The organism is Lewinella sp. (assembly GCF_050633125.1).
Classification (GTDB): Bacteria; Bacteroidota; Bacteroidia; order Chitinophagales; family Saprospiraceae; genus Lewinella.
This window is the reverse complement of sequence record NZ_JBOEFX010000131.1, coordinates 1-22,205: the sequence shown is the minus strand read 5'-3', so window position 1 is coordinate 22,205 and position 22,205 is coordinate 1. Positions and strand designations below refer to the sequence as shown.

The 22,205-nt window shown below is 43.3% G+C and carries 19 protein-coding genes and 1 pseudogene; 11 read left to right on the top strand and 9 right to left on the bottom strand.

Features of this window, described 5'->3' with window-relative positions; genetic code table 11:
• Window positions 1-117 precede the first annotated feature (117 nt).
• Complete coding sequence (locus ACRBG0_RS24715; protein WP_431489511.1) at window positions 118-924, bottom strand: hypothetical protein; 807 nt, start codon at window positions 922-924, stop codon at window positions 118-120.
• A gap of 160 nt (window positions 925-1,084) precedes the next feature.
• On the opposite strand from ACRBG0_RS24715, the gene ACRBG0_RS24710 reads away from it, so the two are divergent.
• The 6 genes from ACRBG0_RS24710 to ACRBG0_RS24685 all read left to right on the top strand — a co-directional run bounded on the left by ACRBG0_RS24710 (window position 1,085) and on the right by ACRBG0_RS24685 (window position 5,288).
• Window positions 1,085-1,822: a polyprenol monophosphomannose synthase gene (locus ACRBG0_RS24710; protein WP_431489510.1), complete on the top strand. Its 738-nt coding sequence runs from the start codon at window positions 1,085-1,087 to the stop codon at window positions 1,820-1,822.
• Window positions 1,823-1,851: 29 nt separating this feature from the next.
• Window positions 1,852-2,796, top strand: coding sequence for an ornithine cyclodeaminase family protein (locus tag ACRBG0_RS24705; protein WP_431489509.1), 945 nt, complete (start codon window positions 1,852-1,854; stop codon window positions 2,794-2,796).
• A gap of 101 nt (window positions 2,797-2,897) precedes the next feature.
• Entirely contained in the window at window positions 2,898-3,455 is a 558-nt protein-coding gene (locus tag ACRBG0_RS24700) for an RNA polymerase sigma factor (RefSeq protein ID WP_431489508.1), read from the top strand.
• Between the two features lie 15 nt (window positions 3,456-3,470).
• On the top strand, window positions 3,471-3,773 hold the full coding sequence (locus ACRBG0_RS24695; RefSeq protein WP_431489507.1) for a hypothetical protein: 303 nt from the start codon (window positions 3,471-3,473) through the stop codon (window positions 3,771-3,773).
• The gene (locus ACRBG0_RS24690; RefSeq protein WP_431489506.1) at window positions 3,773-4,249 is read left to right on the top strand and encodes a hypothetical protein; all 477 of its coding nucleotides are present in this window, start codon (window positions 3,773-3,775) and stop codon (window positions 4,247-4,249) included. The genes ACRBG0_RS24695 and ACRBG0_RS24690 overlap by 1 nt, the downstream gene beginning before the upstream one ends.
• Window positions 4,250-4,445: 196 nt before the next feature.
• A complete protein-coding gene (locus ACRBG0_RS24685; protein WP_431489505.1) occupies window positions 4,446-5,288 on the top strand; it encodes a hypothetical protein in 843 nt (280 codons plus the stop codon).
• A gap of 2 nt (window positions 5,289-5,290) precedes the next feature.
• Here the strand turns inward: ACRBG0_RS24685 and ACRBG0_RS24680 are convergent, their stop codons facing one another.
• The 4 genes from ACRBG0_RS24680 to ACRBG0_RS24665 form a co-directional block, all read right to left on the bottom strand.
• Window positions 5,291-6,208, bottom strand: coding sequence for a bifunctional metallophosphatase/5'-nucleotidase (locus ACRBG0_RS24680; RefSeq protein ID WP_431489504.1), 918 nt, complete (start codon window positions 6,206-6,208; stop codon window positions 5,291-5,293).
• Between the two features lie 59 nt (window positions 6,209-6,267).
• Window positions 6,268-7,029, bottom strand: a complete 762-nt coding sequence (locus tag ACRBG0_RS24675; RefSeq protein ID WP_431489503.1) for a 5'-nucleotidase C-terminal domain-containing protein — start codon at window positions 7,027-7,029, stop codon at window positions 6,268-6,270.
• On the bottom strand, window positions 7,029-7,949 hold the full coding sequence (locus tag ACRBG0_RS24670) for an SdiA-regulated domain-containing protein (RefSeq protein ID WP_431489502.1): 921 nt from the start codon (window positions 7,947-7,949) through the stop codon (window positions 7,029-7,031). Before ACRBG0_RS24670 ends, ACRBG0_RS24675 begins: the two co-directional genes overlap by 1 nt.
• 99 nt (window positions 7,950-8,048) lie before the next feature.
• A complete protein-coding gene (locus ACRBG0_RS24665; RefSeq protein ID WP_431489501.1) occupies window positions 8,049-9,473 on the bottom strand; it encodes a hypothetical protein in 1,425 nt (474 codons plus the stop codon).
• Window positions 9,474-9,644: 171 nt separating this feature from the next.
• Between ACRBG0_RS24665 and ACRBG0_RS24660 the strand changes: the two genes are divergently transcribed.
• The 4 genes from ACRBG0_RS24660 to ACRBG0_RS24645 all read left to right on the top strand — a co-directional run bounded on the left by ACRBG0_RS24660 (window position 9,645) and on the right by ACRBG0_RS24645 (window position 17,034).
• Complete coding sequence (locus ACRBG0_RS24660) at window positions 9,645-10,730, top strand: hypothetical protein (RefSeq protein ID WP_431489500.1); 1,086 nt, start codon at window positions 9,645-9,647, stop codon at window positions 10,728-10,730.
• Window positions 10,731-10,827: 97 nt separating this feature from the next.
• Window positions 10,828-14,001, top strand: coding sequence for a PKD domain-containing protein (locus ACRBG0_RS24655; RefSeq protein ID WP_431489499.1), 3,174 nt, complete (start codon window positions 10,828-10,830; stop codon window positions 13,999-14,001).
• Between the two features lie 221 nt (window positions 14,002-14,222).
• Complete coding sequence (locus ACRBG0_RS24650) at window positions 14,223-16,148, top strand: ATP-binding protein (protein WP_431489498.1); 1,926 nt, start codon at window positions 14,223-14,225, stop codon at window positions 16,146-16,148.
• A 244-nt stretch (window positions 16,149-16,392) separates the two neighbouring features.
• Window positions 16,393-17,034 carry a response regulator gene (locus ACRBG0_RS24645; protein WP_431489497.1) on the top strand — a complete coding sequence of 214 codons (642 nt, stop codon included), beginning with the start codon at window positions 16,393-16,395 and terminating at the stop codon, window positions 17,032-17,034.
• An 8-nt stretch (window positions 17,035-17,042) separates the two neighbouring features.
• Here ACRBG0_RS24645 and ACRBG0_RS24640 read toward each other — a convergent pair.
• The 4 genes and pseudogenes from ACRBG0_RS24640 to ACRBG0_RS24625 all read right to left on the bottom strand — a co-directional run bounded on the left by ACRBG0_RS24640 (window position 17,043) and on the right by ACRBG0_RS24625 (window position 21,492).
• A pseudogene (locus tag ACRBG0_RS24640) lies at window positions 17,043-18,046 on the bottom strand (NAD(P)/FAD-dependent oxidoreductase).
• Window positions 18,039-18,614: a precorrin-2 dehydrogenase/sirohydrochlorin ferrochelatase family protein gene (locus ACRBG0_RS24635; RefSeq protein WP_431489496.1), complete on the bottom strand. Its 576-nt coding sequence runs from the start codon at window positions 18,612-18,614 to the stop codon at window positions 18,039-18,041. The pseudogene ACRBG0_RS24640 and the gene ACRBG0_RS24635 overlap by 8 nt, the downstream one beginning before the upstream one ends.
• Entirely contained in the window at window positions 18,611-19,381 is a 771-nt protein-coding gene (gene cobA / locus ACRBG0_RS24630) for a uroporphyrinogen-III C-methyltransferase (RefSeq protein ID WP_431489495.1), read from the bottom strand. Before cobA ends, ACRBG0_RS24635 begins: the two co-directional genes overlap by 4 nt.
• 11 nt (window positions 19,382-19,392) lie before the next feature.
• On the bottom strand, window positions 19,393-21,492 hold the full coding sequence (locus ACRBG0_RS24625) for a HEPN domain-containing protein (protein WP_431489494.1): 2,100 nt from the start codon (window positions 21,490-21,492) through the stop codon (window positions 19,393-19,395).
• 167 nt (window positions 21,493-21,659) lie between these two features.
• Here ACRBG0_RS24625 and ACRBG0_RS24620 point away from each other — a divergent pair, with 167 nt between their 5' ends.
• Window positions 21,660-22,070: an RrF2 family transcriptional regulator gene (locus ACRBG0_RS24620; protein ID WP_431489493.1), complete on the top strand. Its 411-nt coding sequence runs from the start codon at window positions 21,660-21,662 to the stop codon at window positions 22,068-22,070.
• Window positions 22,071-22,205: the final 135 nt, after the last annotated feature.

Genomic DNA, 22,205 nt, shown 5'->3' with positions numbered 1-22,205 from the left:
CTTTCCACTTCTGACTTTGGTGCTAGGTGCGTTTTTTTGGGGTGCTAGGTGCGGGGTGCGAGGTAGCTGGCCTGACATTTACACATTTACACCCGTACACCTGTTGAATCACCGCTTCTAACCATTCACCCTAAAAACGGCCCCTAGATTCCAGCGGGTAGATTGACCAATGTTTTTACCTCCTAAAATGATGGCCCCTCCGGTGAAAACGCCAAACCAAGGTGCTATTGGAACATAAAAAGTTCCTCCTACGCGTGTCCAGGTACTACCAGCTCCGCTAGCTGAATTTTGATTCTCGCTGGTTCCTTGTAGCGATTGATAATGTTCCAGCCAAACATCAGCATAAAAACGGGAAGTGCCAATACCTCCCCGTACCAAGATCGGTAGAGCAGCTAAAGCCTCCGGAGCAAACTGGAAATCAATGCCTGATTGTGCGCTGACAAACCAACCATATTTAGCATCATACTGCCAGAGAAATCTTCCTTGAAAGGTGGTGGCTCGTCGTCCGATAGCAAAAAGATTGTCATTAGGGTAACTACTGAGGGGGAACCCCAAGCCAATCGACGTTATAAGATTGTGGTAGCCTTTTTCTTGTTCTACCCTTTCATTGCGATATTTAAGCCAAATACTACCATCTTGCCAGCCCTTGTTGTCGGGGTCATTTGAGATGTATGGAGCTGTTGCGATTAGGGCTGTTTTGGGGTCTAGGCCGTATTCGAGGAATAAGTTATAGCTTACAGCATCTATGCTACGGGGAATAAGATCACCGTTTTCATTATAGAATTCTGAAAATGTCTCACCACTGTAGGTGAATGCGGCATCCAATTGGCCTGGTTTGGGCATGAACCCATTGATAGGCCCCTGGCTGTATAAAGTACTGGTAGAAAAGATAATAAAGAACAGCAGGTAGGGGAGTTGTTGCATTGGTGGAAACATTTTTTTGTTATAAAAAGAATTCATTATTCAATGGTGTAAAGATCAGTTTCACGGCTAAATTAAACTGTCTTACTAATTACGAAGAGACTTGCTGTGGCATTTGTCATAGAATCATTTATCTTTACCCATCTAAACTGAATCAATTATCTTGAGCGACTGCCTCGTAATCATTCCGACCTACAACGAGAAAGAGAATATTGTGAAAATGATTCACACTGTATTCTCTCTGCCCCATGATTTTCACATCCTGATTGTCGATGACGGCTCTCCTGATGGGACAGCAACTCTTGTCAAAGATCAGCAAAAAGAATTTGCTGGTCGTTTACACATTCTTGAACGTAAAGGAAAATTGGGATTGGGCACTGCCTATATCGCGGGCTTCCGCTGGGGACTGGAACGTCCGCAGTACGAATATTTTTTCGAGATGGATGCCGACTTTAGCCATAATCCCAACGATTTGGTGCGGCTTTATCAAGCCTGTGCAGAACAGGGAGGAGATATGTCGGTAGGCTCGCGATACGTCAAAGGTGGCCAGTTACAGGATTGGCCCTGGGATCGAGTGCTCCTCAGTTACGGTGCATCTCTCTATGTGCGCTTGATCACCTTTATGCCAGTCATGGATCCAACGGCAGGCTTTGTCTGCTATACTCGTCGGGTATTGGAGGCGATTGATTTTGATAAGATTCGCTTTGTAGGGTATGCTTTTCAGATAGAAATGAAATTCGCGACCCGCCAATTGGGATACAAAATTATCGAAGTCCCCATCACTTTCACTGACCGGATTGAAGGGATTTCAAAAATGTCGAACGGAATCATCAAAGAAGCCGTCTTCGGCGTCATGCAAATGCGCTGGCGGTCTTTCTTTTCTAGCTATGGCATCTCATAATTGGAAATTTCGCTCCAGTTCTTAGCCATATGAGTGATATTCCTTTTCTGAGTGCTGAAGATTTGGAGGCTATCCATAGTTATCCTGCACTCATTACTGTTTTACGTAATGCTTTCACTAACAAAAAGGTAGCTGTTCCGCTGCGAAGTCACCATCATTATGGAGAGGGGAATACCTTGCTAATGATGCCTTCCTGGCAAGACGGTTTGGATATGGGGGTTAAACTGGTGACCGTAACGCCCAAGAATCGCCTCAAAAAACAGCCTAGTATCCAGGGGTTAATGATTTACCTGGATATAATCACCGGACTTCCCTTAGCAATCATGGATGCTGCTACACTTACTAAGAAGCGTACCGCTGCGGCTTCCGCACTAGCGAGTAGCTACCTGTCCCAAGAATCCTCCTCCTCTTTATTGCAGATAGGTACAGGTGCACTGGCTCCTGAGCTTATCCGCGCCCACTGTAGTGTACGGCCTATTCGTGAAGTTTATATATGGGGAAGAGACCCTCGTAAGGCCGATGAACTAGCAGGTAGTATGATCATTAATAATGTGCAGATTAACAGTGTGGAGAATTTAGATGAGATTGCTCCTTATTGTGATATCATATCTTGTGCGACCATGGCTCAAGAACCGATATTGAAAAGACATCACTTACGGGCAGGTCATCACCTGGATTTGGTCGGTTCGTATAAACCAGATATGCGCGAAGTTGATGACGAGGTTATTAAGGAGTCTTCTGTTTTTGTAGATACCTTGGATGGAGCAACCCAAGAGAGTGGCGACCTACTTCAGCCATTAAAGCGTGGCGTAATTGATTTACAGGATATCAAGGGAGAACTTTGGGAACTGTGTACTGGCCAAATACAAGGGCGTCGGTCTGGGGCGGAAATAACTTTATTTAAATCGGTAGGTTACGCATTGGAGGATCTCGTAGCTGCTCGGTTTTATTTTGAGAATAGGCACATAGGTTAGAAGTTTACTTTTTCTACAAAGTTGCTTTAGAAGCGAAGGATTTGAACAGATCTTTTGTCAAACCAGTAAATGAAGGATTTTACTTTTAAAGATGCGAACTATTGGATAGACCGCGAGTATTACTTAAGTCGATAGAGAAGGGCGATCAGACTGCTTTTCGAGAATTGTATGACTTGTACAGCAAGCAAGTGTACAATACTGCCTTGAGTTATGCTCAAAACCCAGATGATGCTAAAGAGATTGCCCAGGATGTGTTTACAAACGTTTTTCGCAAAGCGGGCACTTTCAGGTCAGAAGCCAAAGTGAGCACCTGGATTTATCGGATAACGATCAACACTTCTCTCAATTTTTTGAAGCGAAAAAAAAGGGTTTTGTTTCTCCGTATTGAGGAACAGCATAATGACCAGCCAGACTTTGATCACCCAGGTGTTTTGCTGGAGAATAGAGAAGCCGCCCGATCCTTGTTCCGAACGATAAATACCTTGGTCAACCAACAAAAGACAGCCTTTATTTTGAGTTATGTAGACGATTTGCCGCGTCAGGAGGTCGCTGATATCATGGGCGTATCGCTGAAATCAGTAGAATCCCTGCTTCATCGTGCTAAGAAAAACCTGAGAACGAAATTGGCAAGTGAATACCCTAATCGTAAAAAACGCTAAAAGAAAAAAAACAATATGATGCAAGACGAACAAGAAAAATGGGTAGATGAGGTGATGAACAGCCTACAGGGAATGCAACGCGCCGTCCCCCCCGTTGATCTATTTGAGTCTATTGAGGCTCAGATCACCAAGTCAAGAGAAAGAGGTAAGATCATTCCTATGCGGCAAATTCGGTGGAGTATTGCTATTGCTGCGGTATTATTACTGCTCAATGTGGTTGCTATCCGCAGCTATACCGTCAACAATAACAATGGATATGCCTCGGTAGATCTCACTGAAGATACACCGCTGATATCCGATTTTAAAATTTATGAATAATGAAAACAGCCCAGTTTTATAAATACGCTACTTGGTTATTACTTTCATTAAACCTACTGTTGATTGGCTTCTTCTTTTTGGGCCGGCCAGGACCTCCTAATGGTCCCAATAGACAAAACTTCAGAGATGAGGTCGTTAATGTATTGAAACTTAATGGTGAGCAGGAAGCCGCTTTTGTTGAGTCAGCCATGAGGCATAGTGAAGCAATGAACAAGTTCGGTGATGAAGAGAATAGTATACTGAAAAACTATTTCAAACCCTTGTTGGATAACCCACAGTCGGAAGCATCCGACAGTCTTATGGTGGAAATATTAGAAATAGAGAGAGCGAAAATTGAAGGAACGTTTCAACATTTTTCCGAAGTAAAGGGCTTACTAGATGATACTCAAGGCGCTAACTTTGATAAATTTATGAGGCGTGCGTTAGGGATTTTGCTACTTGAACAACAACAGAAAGCACCACCTCCGAAGGATTGATTATCAGCAGTTGCTAAAGAGGAGTAATAACCTAAGGCGAAATAGAATATTTGTATAGCAATAGGAACAAATGCAGCGGAATGACTGGTTCAAAGATTAGCGTTATCACCCGCTGGTCAATAGTGTGAAAGATTTATATTGTTGCGAGTAATAAGAAGCCATGATGTTGTATTTTTGAAAAAAAACTCGCGCGCTCATGAAATGGATACTCTTTCTACTAACGACACTTCTATTTGTAGACTTATCAGCCCAGTCTAAACTCTCTAGATTAACCGATCCTATCGTAGAAGAAGGGAAACTGCTTTATCGATGTGAAATGGCATCATGGTATGGAACGGACTTGTTTTTAGAAGCCTATCCTGACCGGAGTAATATTGGCGGCTATTTTTCTTATGTAGATGATGACTTGGCTAAATGTGTCTTCTTTTCAAGAGAAGATAATCGGAAAGTGATTGGAACTATTGTATTTGATGCCAGTTATGATTTGGCTAGCGCTGAGGTGAATTTAGAGGAACGTACTTTTTCTACTAAGGAAAATGACCTCTACGAAATGCGCCTTAACGCATTAGAGGTCATACGCACCGATACACTCTTTAAAGTTTATGAAAAAATAAGGCTGAATTTGATTCCATTGATTAGCCAGGGAGAAAAGAAGGTTTATGTGCTTTCTGGCCCTCAGGAAAATGGGGTTGTTGTTTTTGGGAATGATTATCTCATTACAATGCGAAAAAACAACAAGGTCAAACGTTATAAAAAATTACATAACAACATCATCCCAATCGGGTATGGAGACCCTGATGTAAATGTAGTACAGACTGTTCATTCTCATAATAAAGAAACAGGGCCATTTATTACAGCTACGGATATTTGTACCCTGATGCTTTACGCAAAGTTTGCAGGATGGGAAACACACAATGTAGTGTCTTCAGATTATGTGAATTTCTGGAATTGCGAGACGAATACGTTAATGGTACTTACCAAGGAGGCTGTTGAAAAAATAAATCAGCACCAAAAAAGCATGAAGGATGAGCATGAATAAACCTACCCCAACCACTCATTTGCACAGTTAAAGCATCGCTTGCCCCTACGCTTGTCAAAGCTGACGTCGATCCGGCCTAGCAGAATGCCGGCCCAGCCAACTTGGTGTACAAGCACGCCTTGCTGGTCTCTGTTGTTCACAACAACCGGTTCATCCAGAAATGTGTGGGTATGCCCACCAAGGATGAGGTCAATATTACGACTTTGGGCAGCTAAAACCAGGTCGCTTACCTTTTCTTCACGATAACGGTAACCAAGATGGGAGAGACAGATGACCAAATCACACTTCTCCTCCATCTTTAGGTGCATGGCTGTTTTGTTGGCGGCAGCTATGGGGTCGGTATAAACAGTTTCTCCGGTCAATGAAGCAGGTACGAGCCCATCTAGTTCGATGCCTACCCCCAAGATGCCAATGCGCAAGGAACCTTTCTCAATGATTTGATAGGGCTTTACTTTACCAGCCAAAGGAGTATTCTCCATGTGGTAATTGCTATTGACCAAACCAAAAGAGGCGTGCTGATCAAATTGATTAGCCAGGTTTTCAATGCCACCATCAAAGTCATGATTACCAATGGTGGCGACATCATAGCCCATCTCGGTCATGAGTTTGAATTCCAATTCCCCGCTGTAGAGATTGAAATAAGGCGTTCCCTGGAAAATGTCTCCGGCATCCAGCAACAAGACGTGCTCCAACTCTTTGCGTAGTGTTGCTATCTTCTGTGCTCTGCGTACGGCACCGCCCATGCCTGCATTGCGGCCGCCATCCATCGGGAACGGTTCAATTCGGCTGTGCCAGTCATTGGTATGCAAAATAGTCAGAGACACGGTATCAGAAGTACCAAGTGCTAAGGCTGGACTCAGGCCACTGCCAATCATGAGGCCGGTAGCACTAATTTGACGAAGGAACGTTCTTCTACGCATGGTTTACTTTTTTGGGCCAGAACGGCATGGAGACTCGGATAGAGATACTGAAAACGGAACTAATCGCCCCAAAGAATTCGCTGTCCATTGGAAATAGCGGAAACAGGTAGGCCCTGTTCTGTCAACTTTTGCACATGACGAATAAGGAGGTCACGGACAAATTGCCCGGTGTTTTCTCGTGGAAGGTCGATCAGGAAATCGGCATCACCGCCGCCATTGGCAATATAGTCAGGTAAAGCAATTCGATAGGTCGCTTGTGGATCAATGGGCTTGCCGCTGATGGTAAGGCGGTCGGCACGCTTCCCTTTGAGGACAAATTGTACCTCTTTACTGACGGGCCAGCCACCGTCTGCGGCGATGAGGTCAAAGAAACGCTGGGTTGTACTACCTGACATTTCTACAATGACCTGCATATTGTCAAAAGGCATCAATTCATAAATCTTCCCCAATGTAACAGGCCCTGCTGGTAGTTCAGGGATACGCAAGCCGCCGTAGTTTTGTACACTAGCATCTATGGCCCCTTTACTGATCGCCTGTGTTTCTGTTTGTAAAGCATCAGCGACCCAGTTGCCTAATGGTGATTCAGGCTTCTCTTTGAATAGCCTTCCGGATACTTCTCCGATGACACTGTTCATCTTCCCGTCGAGGGCTGTTTTGTAAGGCGCAATGATGGCGTACAAGGGATCAGTGTCAGCTGGCTCCTCTGCTACCGTCATTCTATAATTGGTAGGTTTGGCATCACTAGGTAGGTAATATTTGCTACAGCTAGGTAGTATTACCATTAACAGGACAGCGTATAGAGGTAGAGTTCGGAATTGCACTACTTGGTTGTTTTAGCAGAAAATCGGGTAATAGAGGCAGCTTTGGTGAGTAAGCCTTCACTAGAAATCAATAGATTATCCGCGGTATCAAAGGTCATGCCTTCTGGTTGAGGAAACACAGATTCATCCAATAACTGAACGTGCATCACTTGATTACTGACTGGGTCAACAACAATTAAAACCTTCCCTACAGAAGCCAACACGTAGATGTGCCCCGTCTTGGGGTGTACCGCTATCGCTGAGGGCTTGAAAGAATAAGGTTTACCACCGTTACCTATGATTCGGCCAATTTCTTTTTCGGCAATTGTGATAACAGGTTCTTGACTTACTCGCTTGGAAATGAGGTCAAAAGCATAAATACCTTTTACATTTTTAGGCAATTCTACGGTATCATCCGGTGCACCGTCCTTTGGGGCAATGAGTAAGCGGTTGCGCGATGCATCAAAGCATAGACTCTCGGTGTCATTACGATAACTAAAGGAGGTTTCAAACTTCTGGACGGTATCAGTAGCTGCCAAGTTAAACTGATAGAGGTCGCCATCTCGCTCAAGGATAAAGACATGATCACCCACCAGGCAAAGGTCTTCATAGTCGCGGTCTTTATCAAAAGGAGTTTGACTTACAATATTTCCAGTGTTAAGGTCTAGGGTAAAGAGGATACCCTTCTCATCCTGAATAGCCATAACCTGATCTTGGTTAATGGAGGTGATTCCTGAAATTTCTTTGAGAATAGAATTCAGTTCTGTACGAAATCCTTTTTTATCAATTTTGTAAGGGAAGGTATAGTCATCAGCAACAGTAAATGCCATTTGTGGTGGCTTGTTGTTGATTGCAAAGACAGAATAGCCTACCGCAATAAATAGTATTACCAGCACAATAAGCCAGGTAACGGTAGTAGAGTTTTGTAAGTCCATTTTCATAGTATGCGGTTCAGTGCTCAAGGCCTGTTTTCTCCTCGTGAAGGAACGAAAAATTAGGCGGTTAGGCAAGCTGGGGTTAAGAATTCGAGGATTGCTGCTTTATTTTTTATCCATTTCCTTTATTTGTTCTAACAACCATTGGCGTGCGTTGATGTTTTTGGTTCTGATGATTTCATTTTCAATCTTGTGGAGTTGATCTTTTCCGTTGTCTTTCGCTCGGTAGGTTTTTTCCAGTAATCGAACAAAATTTTTGTAAGCGCTTAATATACTTCCCGAAAGTTCTTTTTCCCTGATTAACATGAGTTTATAAGAATTCGAGAGGCTTAATAATGCTTCTGTTTCACGCTTTTCAAAGTAGATTTTTAAGAGCATTATCTTGGTTCCGTGTTTATAGAAAAGATCTGAGAAATCTACTTTGTTTAAAAGCGCCAGCGCTTCATCATATTGTTTTTGATGGTATCTTAAGTCAGATAAATTAAAATATAACGCATCATCGCGATAAGCAGAAGGCAACTTTTTAGTATAGTTAAGAATGAAATTTTCTGTCCATTCAAACTGCTTTAACCCTAGGCCTAATTTGATGATGTTTTTGTAAATCCATGGCGAAAGTTCTTCATTAACAAGCAGGTATTCTTTGGAAAGTCCTGTTTGGTAGAGTTGTAAAAGCTTGTTCGCATACTGTCTTTCTCCTTTGTTGATAGCATTCAGACAATAATTAATGGCATAGTAGTACATATCAATGAGCTCCTGTTTACCAACCATATTTGCTACGGTATCAAGAAAGGAGTTGTATAAATGGAAGACCGCCTCGCTTGGCTCCTTTTTTAATAAGAGTTCAAAAAGGCATTGGTAGGTTTTAGTGACATAATTATCGTAATCGTCTATTTTTCTTGCTTGTGGATTTTGTGGCCAGGTGATTTGATAGTCTGTTCGGATGACTTCTGCATGGTTAAGGATGTTACAGTACAGTTTTAACTTTGTTTGGGTGAAATATTGATCTAGGGCATTATTCTGTTCCTGTAAGTGTGGGTTTTCCTGCCTTAAATTCTGAGCATTGAAGGTGATGTCTTCTATGGTTGCAATAGTGTGAAGTAGTTTGTAGCTCTGGGCGTCTCTCTTTCCTCCGTCTTGTATTTCCTTCTTTAGCTTCCTTAACCGATAGGTATAACTCTTTTTTAGTTTTCGTTGAGCCAAAGCTTTCAGTGTGAAGGTTTCTTTTTGCTGTGGGTTGTCTTCTAGCTCTTTTTGCCCTAAAAAGTCCTCGATTAATTTAAGAAGGCTACTCATGAGGTAGGCCATTCCTTTGTTTGAGAAGTTCGTTTCGGGAAAGAGGCTAGCCCAGATTGCTTGTCTATTTAAAAGGTGATCTGGAAATCTTTTCTTGGATAGCTCCCGCAGGTGAATGCATAGTTTTGTTACCGCATCTTGTTTGTTAAAGTAGGGAGAGCTTACATAATCAAGTAATTGTCGCCATTCTTCTGATTGGAGCACTAGGCAAATGTCTAATAGCTTACTTTTTTTCACCGTGTTTATTACTTGATGAGGTGAGTTAATCTGATAAAAAATAATATTAATTCATTGATAATCATCGCTTTGTGGTTTTTTTAAGAGGTCTAAATTACGAAAAAAGACCAATATTGTTGTTGCCATGCTAAGGAATTGCACCTATTTTTATTTTATGAAATTGAATTTGATATGAATACAAGGCTCCTTTTTATAGTATTGGCGGTTGTTTTTGCCAATTACGTTTTTGCTCAATCAACGGTATTTCCTGGTGATGCAAATGCAAATGGGAAAGTTGATGAATATGATGTACCCCTTATCGGATATGCAATGGGTGCTACTGGGCCGGCACGCATTCAAAATGAAGATGCTTCTATGGCACAGGCGATTCCTCAGTTATGGGGGACGTCTTTCCCAATAGGATTAAATTATATTCATGCTGATGTAGATGGGAATGGTGCGGTAAATCTTTTTGACTTTTTCATCTGGGATGAAAATTTTGGCATCATCCACGATGTTGTTACTCCCGTAGAATTATCTCCGAATGAAACAGAAGCACCAGCGGCTATTCAATGGAACAATGAAACCGTTTTACTACCACTGACAAGTAATGAAACGGCTGAAATTCCTATCGATTTTATTATCAACAATTTTCAAGAAGTAAATGGGGTTGCATTTCGAATAAAATATGAAACCTCTCATTTTTCGGCAGTTAATTTTTCATCTACCGGCAACTGGCTCAAAGAAGACGGGCAAGGTATTAGCCTGCAAAACACCTCCCCTGGAGAGATTAATATAGGAATGACTCGTTTGGGAAATAACCCTGTGACGGGCGGAGGAACTGGTGGAACACTGAGTCTCATCATTATAAGTGATATGGTAGATCTCCTTGAGGTTGCGCCCGACACCCTTTCTTCTTGGCTGAAAATTGAAGGTATGCAATTGGTCGATGGCGAGCTTTCTCCCATTCCCGTAGCGGTGGATTCTTTTGAGGTGAAACTTTATCGCCCAGGAGTTATTGCTACTACTGCTGACCCCTTGAATGCTTTAAAAGCAAAACTTTATCCTAATCCCAGTACCGGCCCTTGTACGATTAGTGCGGCTTTGCCTTTTGTAAAGCTAACCTTGGTAGATGGCCTTGGAAGAAGCATCTATGCTTATGAGTTTAGTCCACGGCGAAGCTGGAATTTGCCAGACTTAAACTTGGAGCCTGGCTGTTACCATCTTAAAATCGAAGGTTCCCAGGGCATTTCCTGGCTGAAAATGTTACAACAATAATTTTGTTAGGCAACCCCATAAAAAAGGCCAGGACAAAATCCTGACCCTCTGGTTTCCTAAAAAACCTTTAATAACTATAACTCAAAATTACCTAATTATGCTTAAACAATTCCTATTTGGACTGATTTTCTTGCTCTTATGCAGCGTGCTCAGTGCTCAGGTAACGATCTTCGGGCAAGTTACTTTTGGACAAGAAGACGGCCCGGGGGTTCCTGGTTGGCCCGTCGAGGTATTCTTCTCTGATGGCACTCAAGTTGGTGAGATCATTACGAATGACGATGGCTCTTATGAGCAATTGATTGAAACTTCACTCGGCGATCCTGAGGGGATAGAAGTAAGAACACAGGATATCTGTACGGGAGACTTTATTTCAGTCCTCTTTGATATTGCTCCTGATCAAGTGGCGTACGAAATCAACCTGACCATTTGTGGAGGGATTGATCCTCCTCCGCCTACCGAATGTGCTCCCTATTTTTACTACGAGCAAGTACCTTCTGACGAAGGTTTTGCCGTTCATTTCTTTGATGTTTCTTATCCTGGAGAGGAAGGGATCGATTCATGGTCTTGGAGCTTCGGAGATGGAGGTGTCAGTGATGAACAAAACCCTGCACACGTATATTCCGAAGCAGGGGAGTATGAGGTTCTTCTAACCATCACTGGACAGGATTGTGAAGCTACAATCGTTCAGGTGGTAACGGTTTATGATGATGAAAACTGTGATTGCCCTACCGATGAATACGATCCGGTTTGTGTCTTCACACCTAGTGGTGCTGTTTTAGAATTTGCTAGCCCTTGTTTCGCTGAATGCGCTGGCTATGGCCCTGATGTTTATACTTCTTGTGAAGGTAATGAATGTGGCTGTCCAGAATTTTATGCACCTGTATGTGTCATGACTCCTGATGGGGTAACTACCCAATTTCAGAACCATTGTTTTGCCGAATGTGAAGGCTATGGCCCCGACCAATGGATGGATTGTGAATCGGAATGCAATTGTCCTACAGATGAATATGATCCGGTTTGTGTCATTACACCGTTTGGTGAAGTTATCGAATTTACCAATGCTTGTTATGCAGAATGCGCCGGGTTTGAGCCTGGTCAGTACCAGCCTTGTGATGGTGGCTGCGTATGCCCGGAATTTTACGACCCAGTTTGCGTGACGCTTGATGATGGCACTGTTTTAACCTTCAGTAACTTCTGTTTTGCTCAATGTGAAGGTTATGGCCCTGACCAATGGGAAGACTGTGAAAATGAATGTGAGTGCCCACAAGACCTCTTTGATCCGGTTTGTGTGGCTACGCCTAGTGGTATTATCCTTACCTTCATAAACCCATGTGAGGCAGAATGTGAGGGCTATGGCCCAGATGTTTACTATCACTGCGATGGTAATGAATGTAACTGCCCAGAATACCTTGATCCGGTTTGTGTGCTAGATGATTTAGGCAACGTGATCACGTTTGATAACCCTTGTTTTGCAGAATGTGCCGGCTACGGTCCGGATCAATTCCTTGAGTGTGAGAACGAGTGTGGTTGCGAAGATGGAGGAACTCCTGTGTGTGTAGGCACGCCCTTTGGTGTAATTAATTTCCCTAATACTTGTTTTGCAGAATGCGCCGGCTACGGCCCGGCAACCTGGCTGGATGGTTGCGGCGAGTCTTGTTTCTGTGATGATGTATGGGACCCCGTTTGTGTAGTTACAGATGAGGGATACAATTTCACATTCGCTAATCCATGCGAAGCAGCTTGTTACGGCTTTGATGTATTTGTGGATTGTGAAGAAGAGTGTGTTTGTCCTCAGGTTTACGAGCCTGTTTGTGTCACGGATCCAGCTACCGGAGAAAGCATAGAGTTTATCAACGCTTGTTATGCAGAATGCGAAGGCTTCGGCCCTGAGTATTATGTTGATTGCGAAGAGGACTGTGTTTGTGATACCGTTTGGGATCCCGTCTGTGTTGCAACACCTGATGGCTCAATCATCACCTTCTCTAATGCTTGTATGGCCGAGTGTGAAGGCTTCACGCCTGATCAGTTTGTCGATTGTGGTGACTGCACCTGCGATGATTACTACTTGCCTGTTTGTGTCATTGACCCTGCCACTGGTGATTTCATAGAGTTCATCAATCCTTGCTATGCCATTTGTGCAGGCTACGGGGCCGATGATATCTTCCCTTGTGACAATGGAAACGAGTGCTACGCTGATTTCAGCTACCTGTTTTATGATGATGCAGAGCTCGGTCATAGGGTTACCTTTACCGATCAATCCTTCACTTTAGGTGGTATTACCTCTTGGTTCTGGGACTTTGGTGATGGTGCAACTTCAACGGAGCAAAATCCAGAGCATATCTATGAAGTAGCAGGAGTATATGATGTCACGTTAGTGATTGAAGGCCCTGAATGTGGAACATTATCAACCACTTATCACTTGTGCGTAGGCGATGGTGGCGGTGTTGGCGGCCCTGCTTGCCAAGGTTTCTTCTTTTTCGAGCAACCGAATGCAGATGATCTCTTAAGCTACCAGTTTATCGATTTCTCTCTGGGTGATATCAATGCCTGGATTTGGGACTTTGGTGATGGCACTACTTCCACAGCGCAGAACCCTACGCATACTTATGCTACCGAAGGCGTTTATGTGGTGAGTCTGACAGTCATTAGTGATGATTGTGAAAGCAGTATACAAATAGCGCTTACTGCGGGGACAAATGTTTGGTACGGTGATTTAGAATGTCGCGCTTGGTTCCTACCTATTATCAACCCGGCAACCCTGGAGGTTTATTTTATCAATTTGTCTAGCCCTGATGCTGTACAATTTGAGTGGGACTTTGGTGACGGTACCGTAAGTATGGATCCGCTTGCTTTCCACAGCTATGCAGAATCAGGTACTTATACCGTTACGCTTACAACGACCTCGGCTAATGGTTGTACAAATACCTTCTCGGTAACGATCAACCTTAGCGGTGAAGATGATGGGTTTACCAGTAATCCAGTATTCTCATTAATCAGTAGTACACAAGAAGTAGTAGCGCTCAAAAACTTAAGTGCAGCGCCAAATCCTACTTCAAGTACAGTACAGTTAAATTGGGAATCGGAAAAAGTAGGAGATTACAGTTGGCAGTTATTTGACCTCAATGGTAAACTCCTCCAGCAACAAAGCCTTCGGTCAAATGGAGGTTTGAATAACCTGGAAATTGATCTTTCAAGACAGCCCGCAGGTATTTATCTCTTCCGCCTTCAAACCTCGGAAGGGCAAAAAACTTTGCGGTTAAGTAAATTATAAGCTGAAAAAAGCTTCTAAGAAGAAGAGCTTTTCATTTTTTGGGCAGGAGCGGCAAATAGGTGCTGTTCCTGCCTTTTTATTTCTACAGGAATTCCCTTAGTTTTAAGCAGACAGAAAAAAGGAGCTTTATTGCGTCTTATAGTACTACCTTAGTAATAATAACAATTGATGCATTGGTGAGGAATATAATATCAGTATTAGGAATTGCTTTTTTTTTACAAATGTCCAATGAGGCAATTGCCGCACCGTACCCTCTGGATAGTTTGCGCAGGGAAGCAGAGACCAATAAATCCTGGGAGTTAAGGAAGGACGCTTTGATTTCTCTGACGGATCACTACCAAATGTATAACAGTGACAGCATGTTCTATTTTACAGAGATGTTGCGTAAGTTAGGCGAGGAGCATAATGATCCGACCTCCCTCATGCATGTTAACTTGACCATTGGACGGAGCTATAGTTCAAAAGGAGAATTAATCGAATCAAGAGACTATTATTACAAGGCACTGTACTTAGCCCAAAAGCACAATATTGAGAAAGGCTCTGCCTGGGTAAACCTTAATTTAGGACTTAGTCATGGCAGGGGGTTTGAATTGGATTCGGCCTTCTTTTATACCCAGGAAGCAGAAAAAGGCTTTATAAAAACGGGTATGGAAGATGAACTCTGGCGCTGTTATTTAAGCTTTGCTACGATCAATAGAGAGCGGCGTGATCTTTCTGCTGCGGACGCTGATTTTCGTAAATCTATAGCACTTTATCCAGACAATGGCCCTTCGGCCAATCGGGGGTTCTTACTATATCGCACTTTTGCTTACGCTGCTCAATTTCGTCGCTTCGACTTGCTCCGTGACGTACGGATTATGTGGGACGAATACAAGGGAGCCAAAAGATTCAGCGCTTCGTTGCTGGAAAAACCTGAACATATTGCACTTTACTCCATGGTTGCCGGAGAAGACATTGACATGGTGAAAGTCATTTATGACGCTATTGATTATTTTAGAGATAATGGTAGACCGCACCGTCTTGCTTGGTGCTATCATGACCTTGGTGAAATTTATTACAACGATCGCAACTATACATTGGCAAGAGAAGCTTACGAAAAATCAGACATATTGTATACCAATGCTGGTTACTCTTCCTACATTGGGTTTATAAGGAAGCGCTTGGCAGAACTGTATCAGCGCGAGGGCAATTACCTTAAAGCGCTTGAATATACCAATGCCAGTTATCGGGTATTGGATAGCTTGAAAAATGAAGAATCTGAGAGGAACTTGCGACAGTTTGAAGTACAGTATGAGACAGAAAAAAAAGAACAGGCGTTGAAAATCAATCAGTTGGAGCTTAAGCAGAAGACCCAGGAGCGAAATATTTGGTTGGGTAGTTCCGTCTTTTTAGTTTTATTAGGTGTACTTGTTTTTGGTGGTCTTCGACAAAGAATGCATCAAAGGGAACTGTTAGTTAATCAGGAAGCCGCCCTTCAGGAACAACGGATTCAGCAACTGGAACAGGAAAAAACGCTGTTGGCAATGTCCTCTATGATTGAAGGACAAGAACAAGAACGACAGCGTATTGCAAAAGATTTGCATGATGGAATGGGGGGCTTACTCACCACAATCAAGGCACATTATAGTACCCTGGTAAGCCATTTCCCTATTGAAGAAGCAACAGAAAAAATAGCTCCTATGACGGGGGAGCTCATTGATCGGGCTTGCACGGAAGTACGCCGAATTTCTCAGAATATGATGCCCGCAGCACTCTTGTATTCCGGCTTGAGTGGGGCCTTGGAAGACCTGGCTGTTCAGGTTCGCACCAATGGCCTGGAGTGTACCCTGGAAATGGTAGGACCTATTGAAAAAATTGATGAAATTAGGACAATTGCTCTTTATCGGGTTATGCAGGAAGCTGTAAATAATATTTTAAAACATGCTAAAGCCAAGCACGTATTAATTCAAGTTATTATTCATCAGGAAGTTGTAAATGCTACCATTGAAGACGATGGCTCAGGTTTTGAGGTGGATAAAGGAATGCAAAAACAATCACTAGGCTTGAAAAGTATGGATTCTCGGGTTCGTTATTTAAAGGGAAGTTGCGATGTTGACAGTGTTAAAGGTGAAGGAACTACTATTTCCTTACAATTTCCATTAACATAAACCTATATGAATTCCAGTAGTTTTGTTTTTTCTGAATTCTTACTCCTTTTATCGTAGGGTATACGATTTTTGTAAATAAAGTTGGTGCGAAGTGAAATGCCTGGCAAAATTCCTTTGTAAAGACTTTATTTCTGGTTTGATCCCAAAATTGTACCAGTAAAACCCTATGATGTTAGCAACTACAGTGTCTTCCGGTGAGCTTTTTCGCCGGAAGACAAAAACCCTATTCTAAATAAAACATGCCATGATTAAACTCCTTATTGCCGACGATCATCAGTTGGTAATCGATGGTATTAAACTGATGCTTTCCAGTGAGGCTGATATTGAATGCGCAGGCGAAGCCAATGATGGCCAGTCAGCCCTCGATTTGCTAACCAAGGGAGCTTTTGACTTGGTTTTACTAGATATCAATATGCCAGGAATGAATGGCCTGGAAGCTTGTAAGCATATCAGTAAAAACTATCCGGATGTCAAAATCCTGGTGTTATCTATGTTAAAAGAAGCTAGCCTCATTAAGATGATGTTGAAGAACGGGGCTAATGGGTATTTGTTGAAAAACGCGGGTAAAGCAGAAGTATTAAGGGCCATCAGAGCCGTTACCGCTGGACAAAAGTATTATAGCCCTGAAGTTGCCGACATCGTGATGGCAAGCCTAGGAAGCAGAGCCGAAAAAATTAACAAATCTCCTTTTCCACAATTATCGAGAAGAGAAAAGCAGGTTTTACAACTCATTGTTGATGAGTTTACCACCGGTGAAATCGCCGAAAAGCTGACCATCAGCTTTGGTACCGTCGAAACTCACCGGCGGAATCTTCTCATTAAATTAGGAGCAAGGAATACTGCTGGTCTCGTTCGTATTGGCCTCGAGTACGGATTGTTAGAATAAGCCAGTTCCTAAAAACCTTCTACCCCTTGTACCGTAGTATACTTAAAGCTCTTCTTCTGGTCGGGATAAACAATACTGAAAGCCGTTTGAACCATCAGTGTTGCTTCGTGGAAACCACAAAGAATGAGCTTCAATTTTCCAGGGTAAGTATTTACGTCGCCAATAGCAAAAACGCCGTCGATGTTGGTGCGATAATCAAAAGTATCTACGACAATAGCATTTTTTTCAATTTCTAGCCCCCAGTTGCCGATGGGCCAAGTTTAGGCGACAAGCCAAACAAGGGAAGATAGTAATCTGTCGCCTTTTCGTATTCGCCCAGATTTTTATGCTTGATGGTCACTTCCTCCAGATGCTTATCACCTTTCAAACCAGTTACCTGAGCTTCTGTAACGAGTTTGATCTTACCTTCCATGTCCAATTGTTGGACTTTTTCAGCACTGTCAATAGCACCCCGGAAACTGTTGCGCCGGTGTACCAGCGTTACTTCAGCAGCTACATCTGCGAGGAAGATGGCCCAATCCAGGGCAGAATCTCCTCCACCGGCGATGACTACTCGCTTGTCCCGATACAGTTCAGGATCTTTGACGAAGTAGTTGACACCCTTCTTCTCAAAGTCATCGATATTGGCAATAGGAGGTTTCCGTGGCTCAAAGCTTCCCAAGCCTCCGGCAATGGCAATCACTGGTGCCAGATGTTGAGTCCCTTCATTGGTGGTTACCAGCCATTGGCCATCTTCCTGCTTCTCCAAAGTTTCGGCACGTTCACCCAGGGTAAAGCCAGGTTTGAAGGGGGCAATCTGCTCCAATAGGTTATCCACCAGCTCTCCTGCCAATACGGAAGGGTAACCTGGGATGTCGTAAATTGGTTTTTTGGGGTAAATTTCGGTCAATTGCCCCCCGGGCTGTGGCAACGCATCAATGATGTGGCAACGGAGCTTAAGTAAACCCGCTTCAAATACAGTAAAAAGGCCTACGGGGCCAGCACCAATAATGAGAATGTCTGTCTTAATCATCGCTTTTTATTAATTCTTGCGTTAAAGCATTCATACGATCCACTTTCTGTTCAAACGATAGCTTTAGCGTACTACGATAACGGTGTAGGTTTTGTAAGAGTTTATCCATATCCTCAGGGAAGATATTTTCAAATAACTGCCGTAGGCGTTTCGCTACCGTAGGAGATTTTCCATTGGTAGAAATGGCAATTTTTAGGTTGCCTTTCGTGACGATCCCGCCCAAATACAAATCACAAAGCTCAGGCGTATCGGCAACATTTACCAATAACTGCTTTGCTCTTGCGTCTTCATAAACTTGACGATTTACCGCAGGATTATCTGTAGTAGCTATCACGATGTGCCTACCTTTCAGGTAATCAGGGTTGTAGATGCCTTCAACTAGTTCAACAGCATAGTTGTTAGCCAAAGCGCGAACTTCTTCACGGATAAAAGGGGCCACTACTGTCGCTTTGGTCTGCGGACTGGATTTGAGAATAAAAAATAGCTTTTCGTAGGCTACATTTCCACCGCCAACAATGAGGAAATCCAGCTGCTCTGTCTTTAGAAAGATAGGGTAGAGGGTGTTCATATTTCGGCGGTTTTAATAGCAGCTATCTCTTTTTGAACAGCATCCAAGTTCCGGGCTGCAGCCCCAAACAGCAACAAACCAGGACTACCTAGCTGAGCGATGGTGTTAAGTGCTACAATATTATCAAGTTGACCACTCAAACTGCGAGTATCGGGCCGTGTTGCATTTTGTACAATACTCACGGGATAATCTGCTGGCTTATGCTGACTGAATAAGTCTACTATTTCTGTCAACTTACTCATTCCCATTAGTACGATAACGGTCGCCGATGACTGAGCGGCGAGTTCCAGGTCCTTGTTGAGTTCACCGTCTTTATTTGTACCCGTAACGACCCAGAAACTACGACTTATACCTCGTTCTGTAATCGGAATCTGTTGATAGGCTGCGGCACCGGAATAAGAAGAAATACCAGGAATAACCTCCACTGGGATATTATGTGCCTGGGCTGTAGCGATCTCCTCCATCGCGCGTCCGAAAACCATGGGGTCACCTCCTTTTAGACGTACAATATGGTAGGGAAACTTCGCGAAATCTACTAAAAGATCGTTGATTTGATCTTGCGAAAACTTCTGCCATCCCTTGCGTTTGCCTACAAAAACCTTGTGTGCGTGAGGGTTATGATCTAGCAATGCTGGATTAGCAAGACTATCATAAAGAATAACATCGGCGGTTTGAATGGCACGTAATCCTTTGATTGTTAATAGCTCTGGGTCACCAGGCCCTGCCCCTACAAGGGTTATTTTTGCTTTCTGGTTGAATGATTTCATCGGGATAATGTTTAGAATGTTTGGGGCTCAAGCTGCTGTTGGCGAATGGATTCAATTTTTCCTACCACCAGTTTTGCATCTTGCAAATACTGAGTGGCAAAGTCGGCTGTTGGAGCTTCTTTTTTCATCCTGAGGATGATTTCACTGAAAGGAATGTCAAGGTCAAAAGACTGATCCTCCACAAAGTGAGTGTCAAATGCTTTAATAATCGATCGCTGGGAGTTTAGCTTGGCATCTGTTGGCGTAAGTAATCCTTTTGCGGCGTAAAGCATCGCTGTATAGGCCCAGTAAATGGCATCTGGATAGCGCTTACTGATTAATGCTGATTGCGCATTGCCCAATTTATCGTTGGCTTCAATCAAGAGCGTTGCAACGAGGTCTACCGTAACGCCAGCACATTCTCCCACGCCAATGGCCCTGACGTACTGCTCTTTATTCCCCCAGTCAATAAAATCATCCGGTTGCAGTTGGTCGGTGACTGAAAGGTCTTTAAGCATCTGATAGAAGTAATCCTGCCCCTGGCGATCATAGTATTCATGATACAGTTCACCTGTTTCTTTCTTCGACAAATAGTCCTTGAGTAACCTTCTTAAAGCTTCCGTGCTTCGGCGTGCGGGCATTTTCAACACCTTATCAGCAAAGCGCCCCTGACCATTGCCCAAGCTACCTCCACCTAAAAGCAACTGAGAAGCTGGTGCTATGAGTTTCCCTGCCTTTATGGTCATCCCCTGAAATCCAATACTAGCCAAAGTATGTTGGGCACAAGCGTTCATACAACCGCTTATTTTTATAACAAGGTCTTTGTCTTTAGCAAGTTCAGGAAATTCTTCAGTCATTAATTGCTCCAACGCTCGTGCCAACCCCATACTGCTGGAAATCCCAAGGTTACACGTGTCTGTACCGGGGCATGCAACAATGTCCAACGGCGATTTATATCCAGGATCAGCTAAGTCCAAACCTTTAAGAGCTTGATAGAGAGCAGGAAGGTTACTTTCGGGCACAAATCGGAGTAGGATGTTTTGCTCAATAGTCAGGCGTAATTCGGGGCCAGCCAATTCATCAATTACCTTCGCAAGAGCTCTTGTACGGTCACTGCTGATATCGCCATTCGTTAACTTTATGCCTACTGCATAAAATCCATCTTGCTTTTGTGGCAACGTATTTGTGCTTTTCCAGAATAGGAAATCAGTGTTTTCTACTAGTGATGAATCATGCTTTATTGCCGATTTCTTTATAGTAGGAACTACCGTTGGCTTTGCCTCAATAGGGTAGGAGTGGTAAGGCAAGCTCAACTGTTGTTCGGTAACCAGTTTTTGAAACCCCTCCAAGCCTACTTCCTGTAGCAAGTACTTCATTCGGGCCTTGTGTCTGCGGTTGCGCTCCCCGTAGTGGTCAAATACCCTTAATACACTTTCGGTTAAGGGTATAAGCTGATCTACGGGCAAGAACTCAAAGATGATTTCTGCATGCTTTGGTTGCGACCCTATTCCGCCTCCCAGCATCACTTTAAATCCGCGTTTACCATTTTCTACCTTGGGTATAAAACCCAGGTCATGGACAAAAGAATAGCTGTCATCTTGATCAGAAGAGGAAAAAGAAATCTTAAACTTCCTCCCCATGTCCTGACAAATAGGATTGCGTAAAAAGTATTGAAAAACGGCTTCAGCGTAGGGAGCAATGTCAAACGGCTCAACAGGGTCTATCCCCGCTAATGGAGAACCAGTGATGTTGCGAACGGTATTGCCACAAGCCTCACGCAGTGTGATCTTATCCTGCTCTAATTCTGCCCATAACTCAGGGGTTCTGTCCAGGCTCACGTAGTGAACCTGAACATCCTGCCGGGTAGTCAAGTGCAAATTGCCGGTAGCGTATTTATCAGAAATATCTGCAATGCGACGGAGTTGGCGAGTGTCAATTTTTCCAAAAGGAATTTTTATTCTAACCATTTGAACACCTTCCTGCCGCTGCCCATATACACCACGAGCTAAGCGCAAACTGCGAAATTGTTCTTCGTCAATTTTACCATTGCGGAAAGCAAATATCTTCCGCTCCAGTTCAAGGATGTCCCTCTCTACGATAGGATCTTCTAATTCTGTTCTAAAACTTTTCATGTTAGTCAGGAGTCTTTTGGAGTACTAGGAGCTTGTTTTCGTGCGGCAAGATAAGGGCAAATTTGATTTAAACCAATTAATTTAATAAATTCTATAGAATTAGTAGGGATTAAAGATATTAACACTGTTGTACAAATGCTTATCTTTGCTTAACAGACTAATTATTGATGGTATCTAAAAAATGTAAATACGCGATAAAAGCAATTCTCTACATCGCTCGTAATGAAGCCGATGATCGCTCTATTTTTGCTTCAGAGATTGCCAAGAATGAAAATATCCCCCAGAAGTTTTTAGAAAGCATTCTGCGGGAACTTTGCAACCAACGTATCCTCGTTAGTAAACGGGGACGCTACGGTGGTTATCGACTGCTCAAGCAACCGTCAGATATTTCCTTTACTGAAGTGATGCGCATCATGGATGGGCCTATTGCATTGATGCCGTGTGTATCCCTCAATTACTATACACCCTGCGAAGAATGCAACCAGGAAGAAGATTGTGCAATTCGATCTGTTTTTCTCAAGGTTCGCGATGTAACCCTCGATATATTCAATGCAGCTACGATAGACAAACTAGCCTAGTCGTTTTCTCTTAAATTCTTCATTTGGGGTCGTGCCGGTAGTAGCGTTGCTTCGCAATCGCCACTACGGCACCAGTCTGTCCGCTATTGCCGCCCCAAAGGTGCGTAACCGCTTCCATCCTTCGCCCTTGCCCCC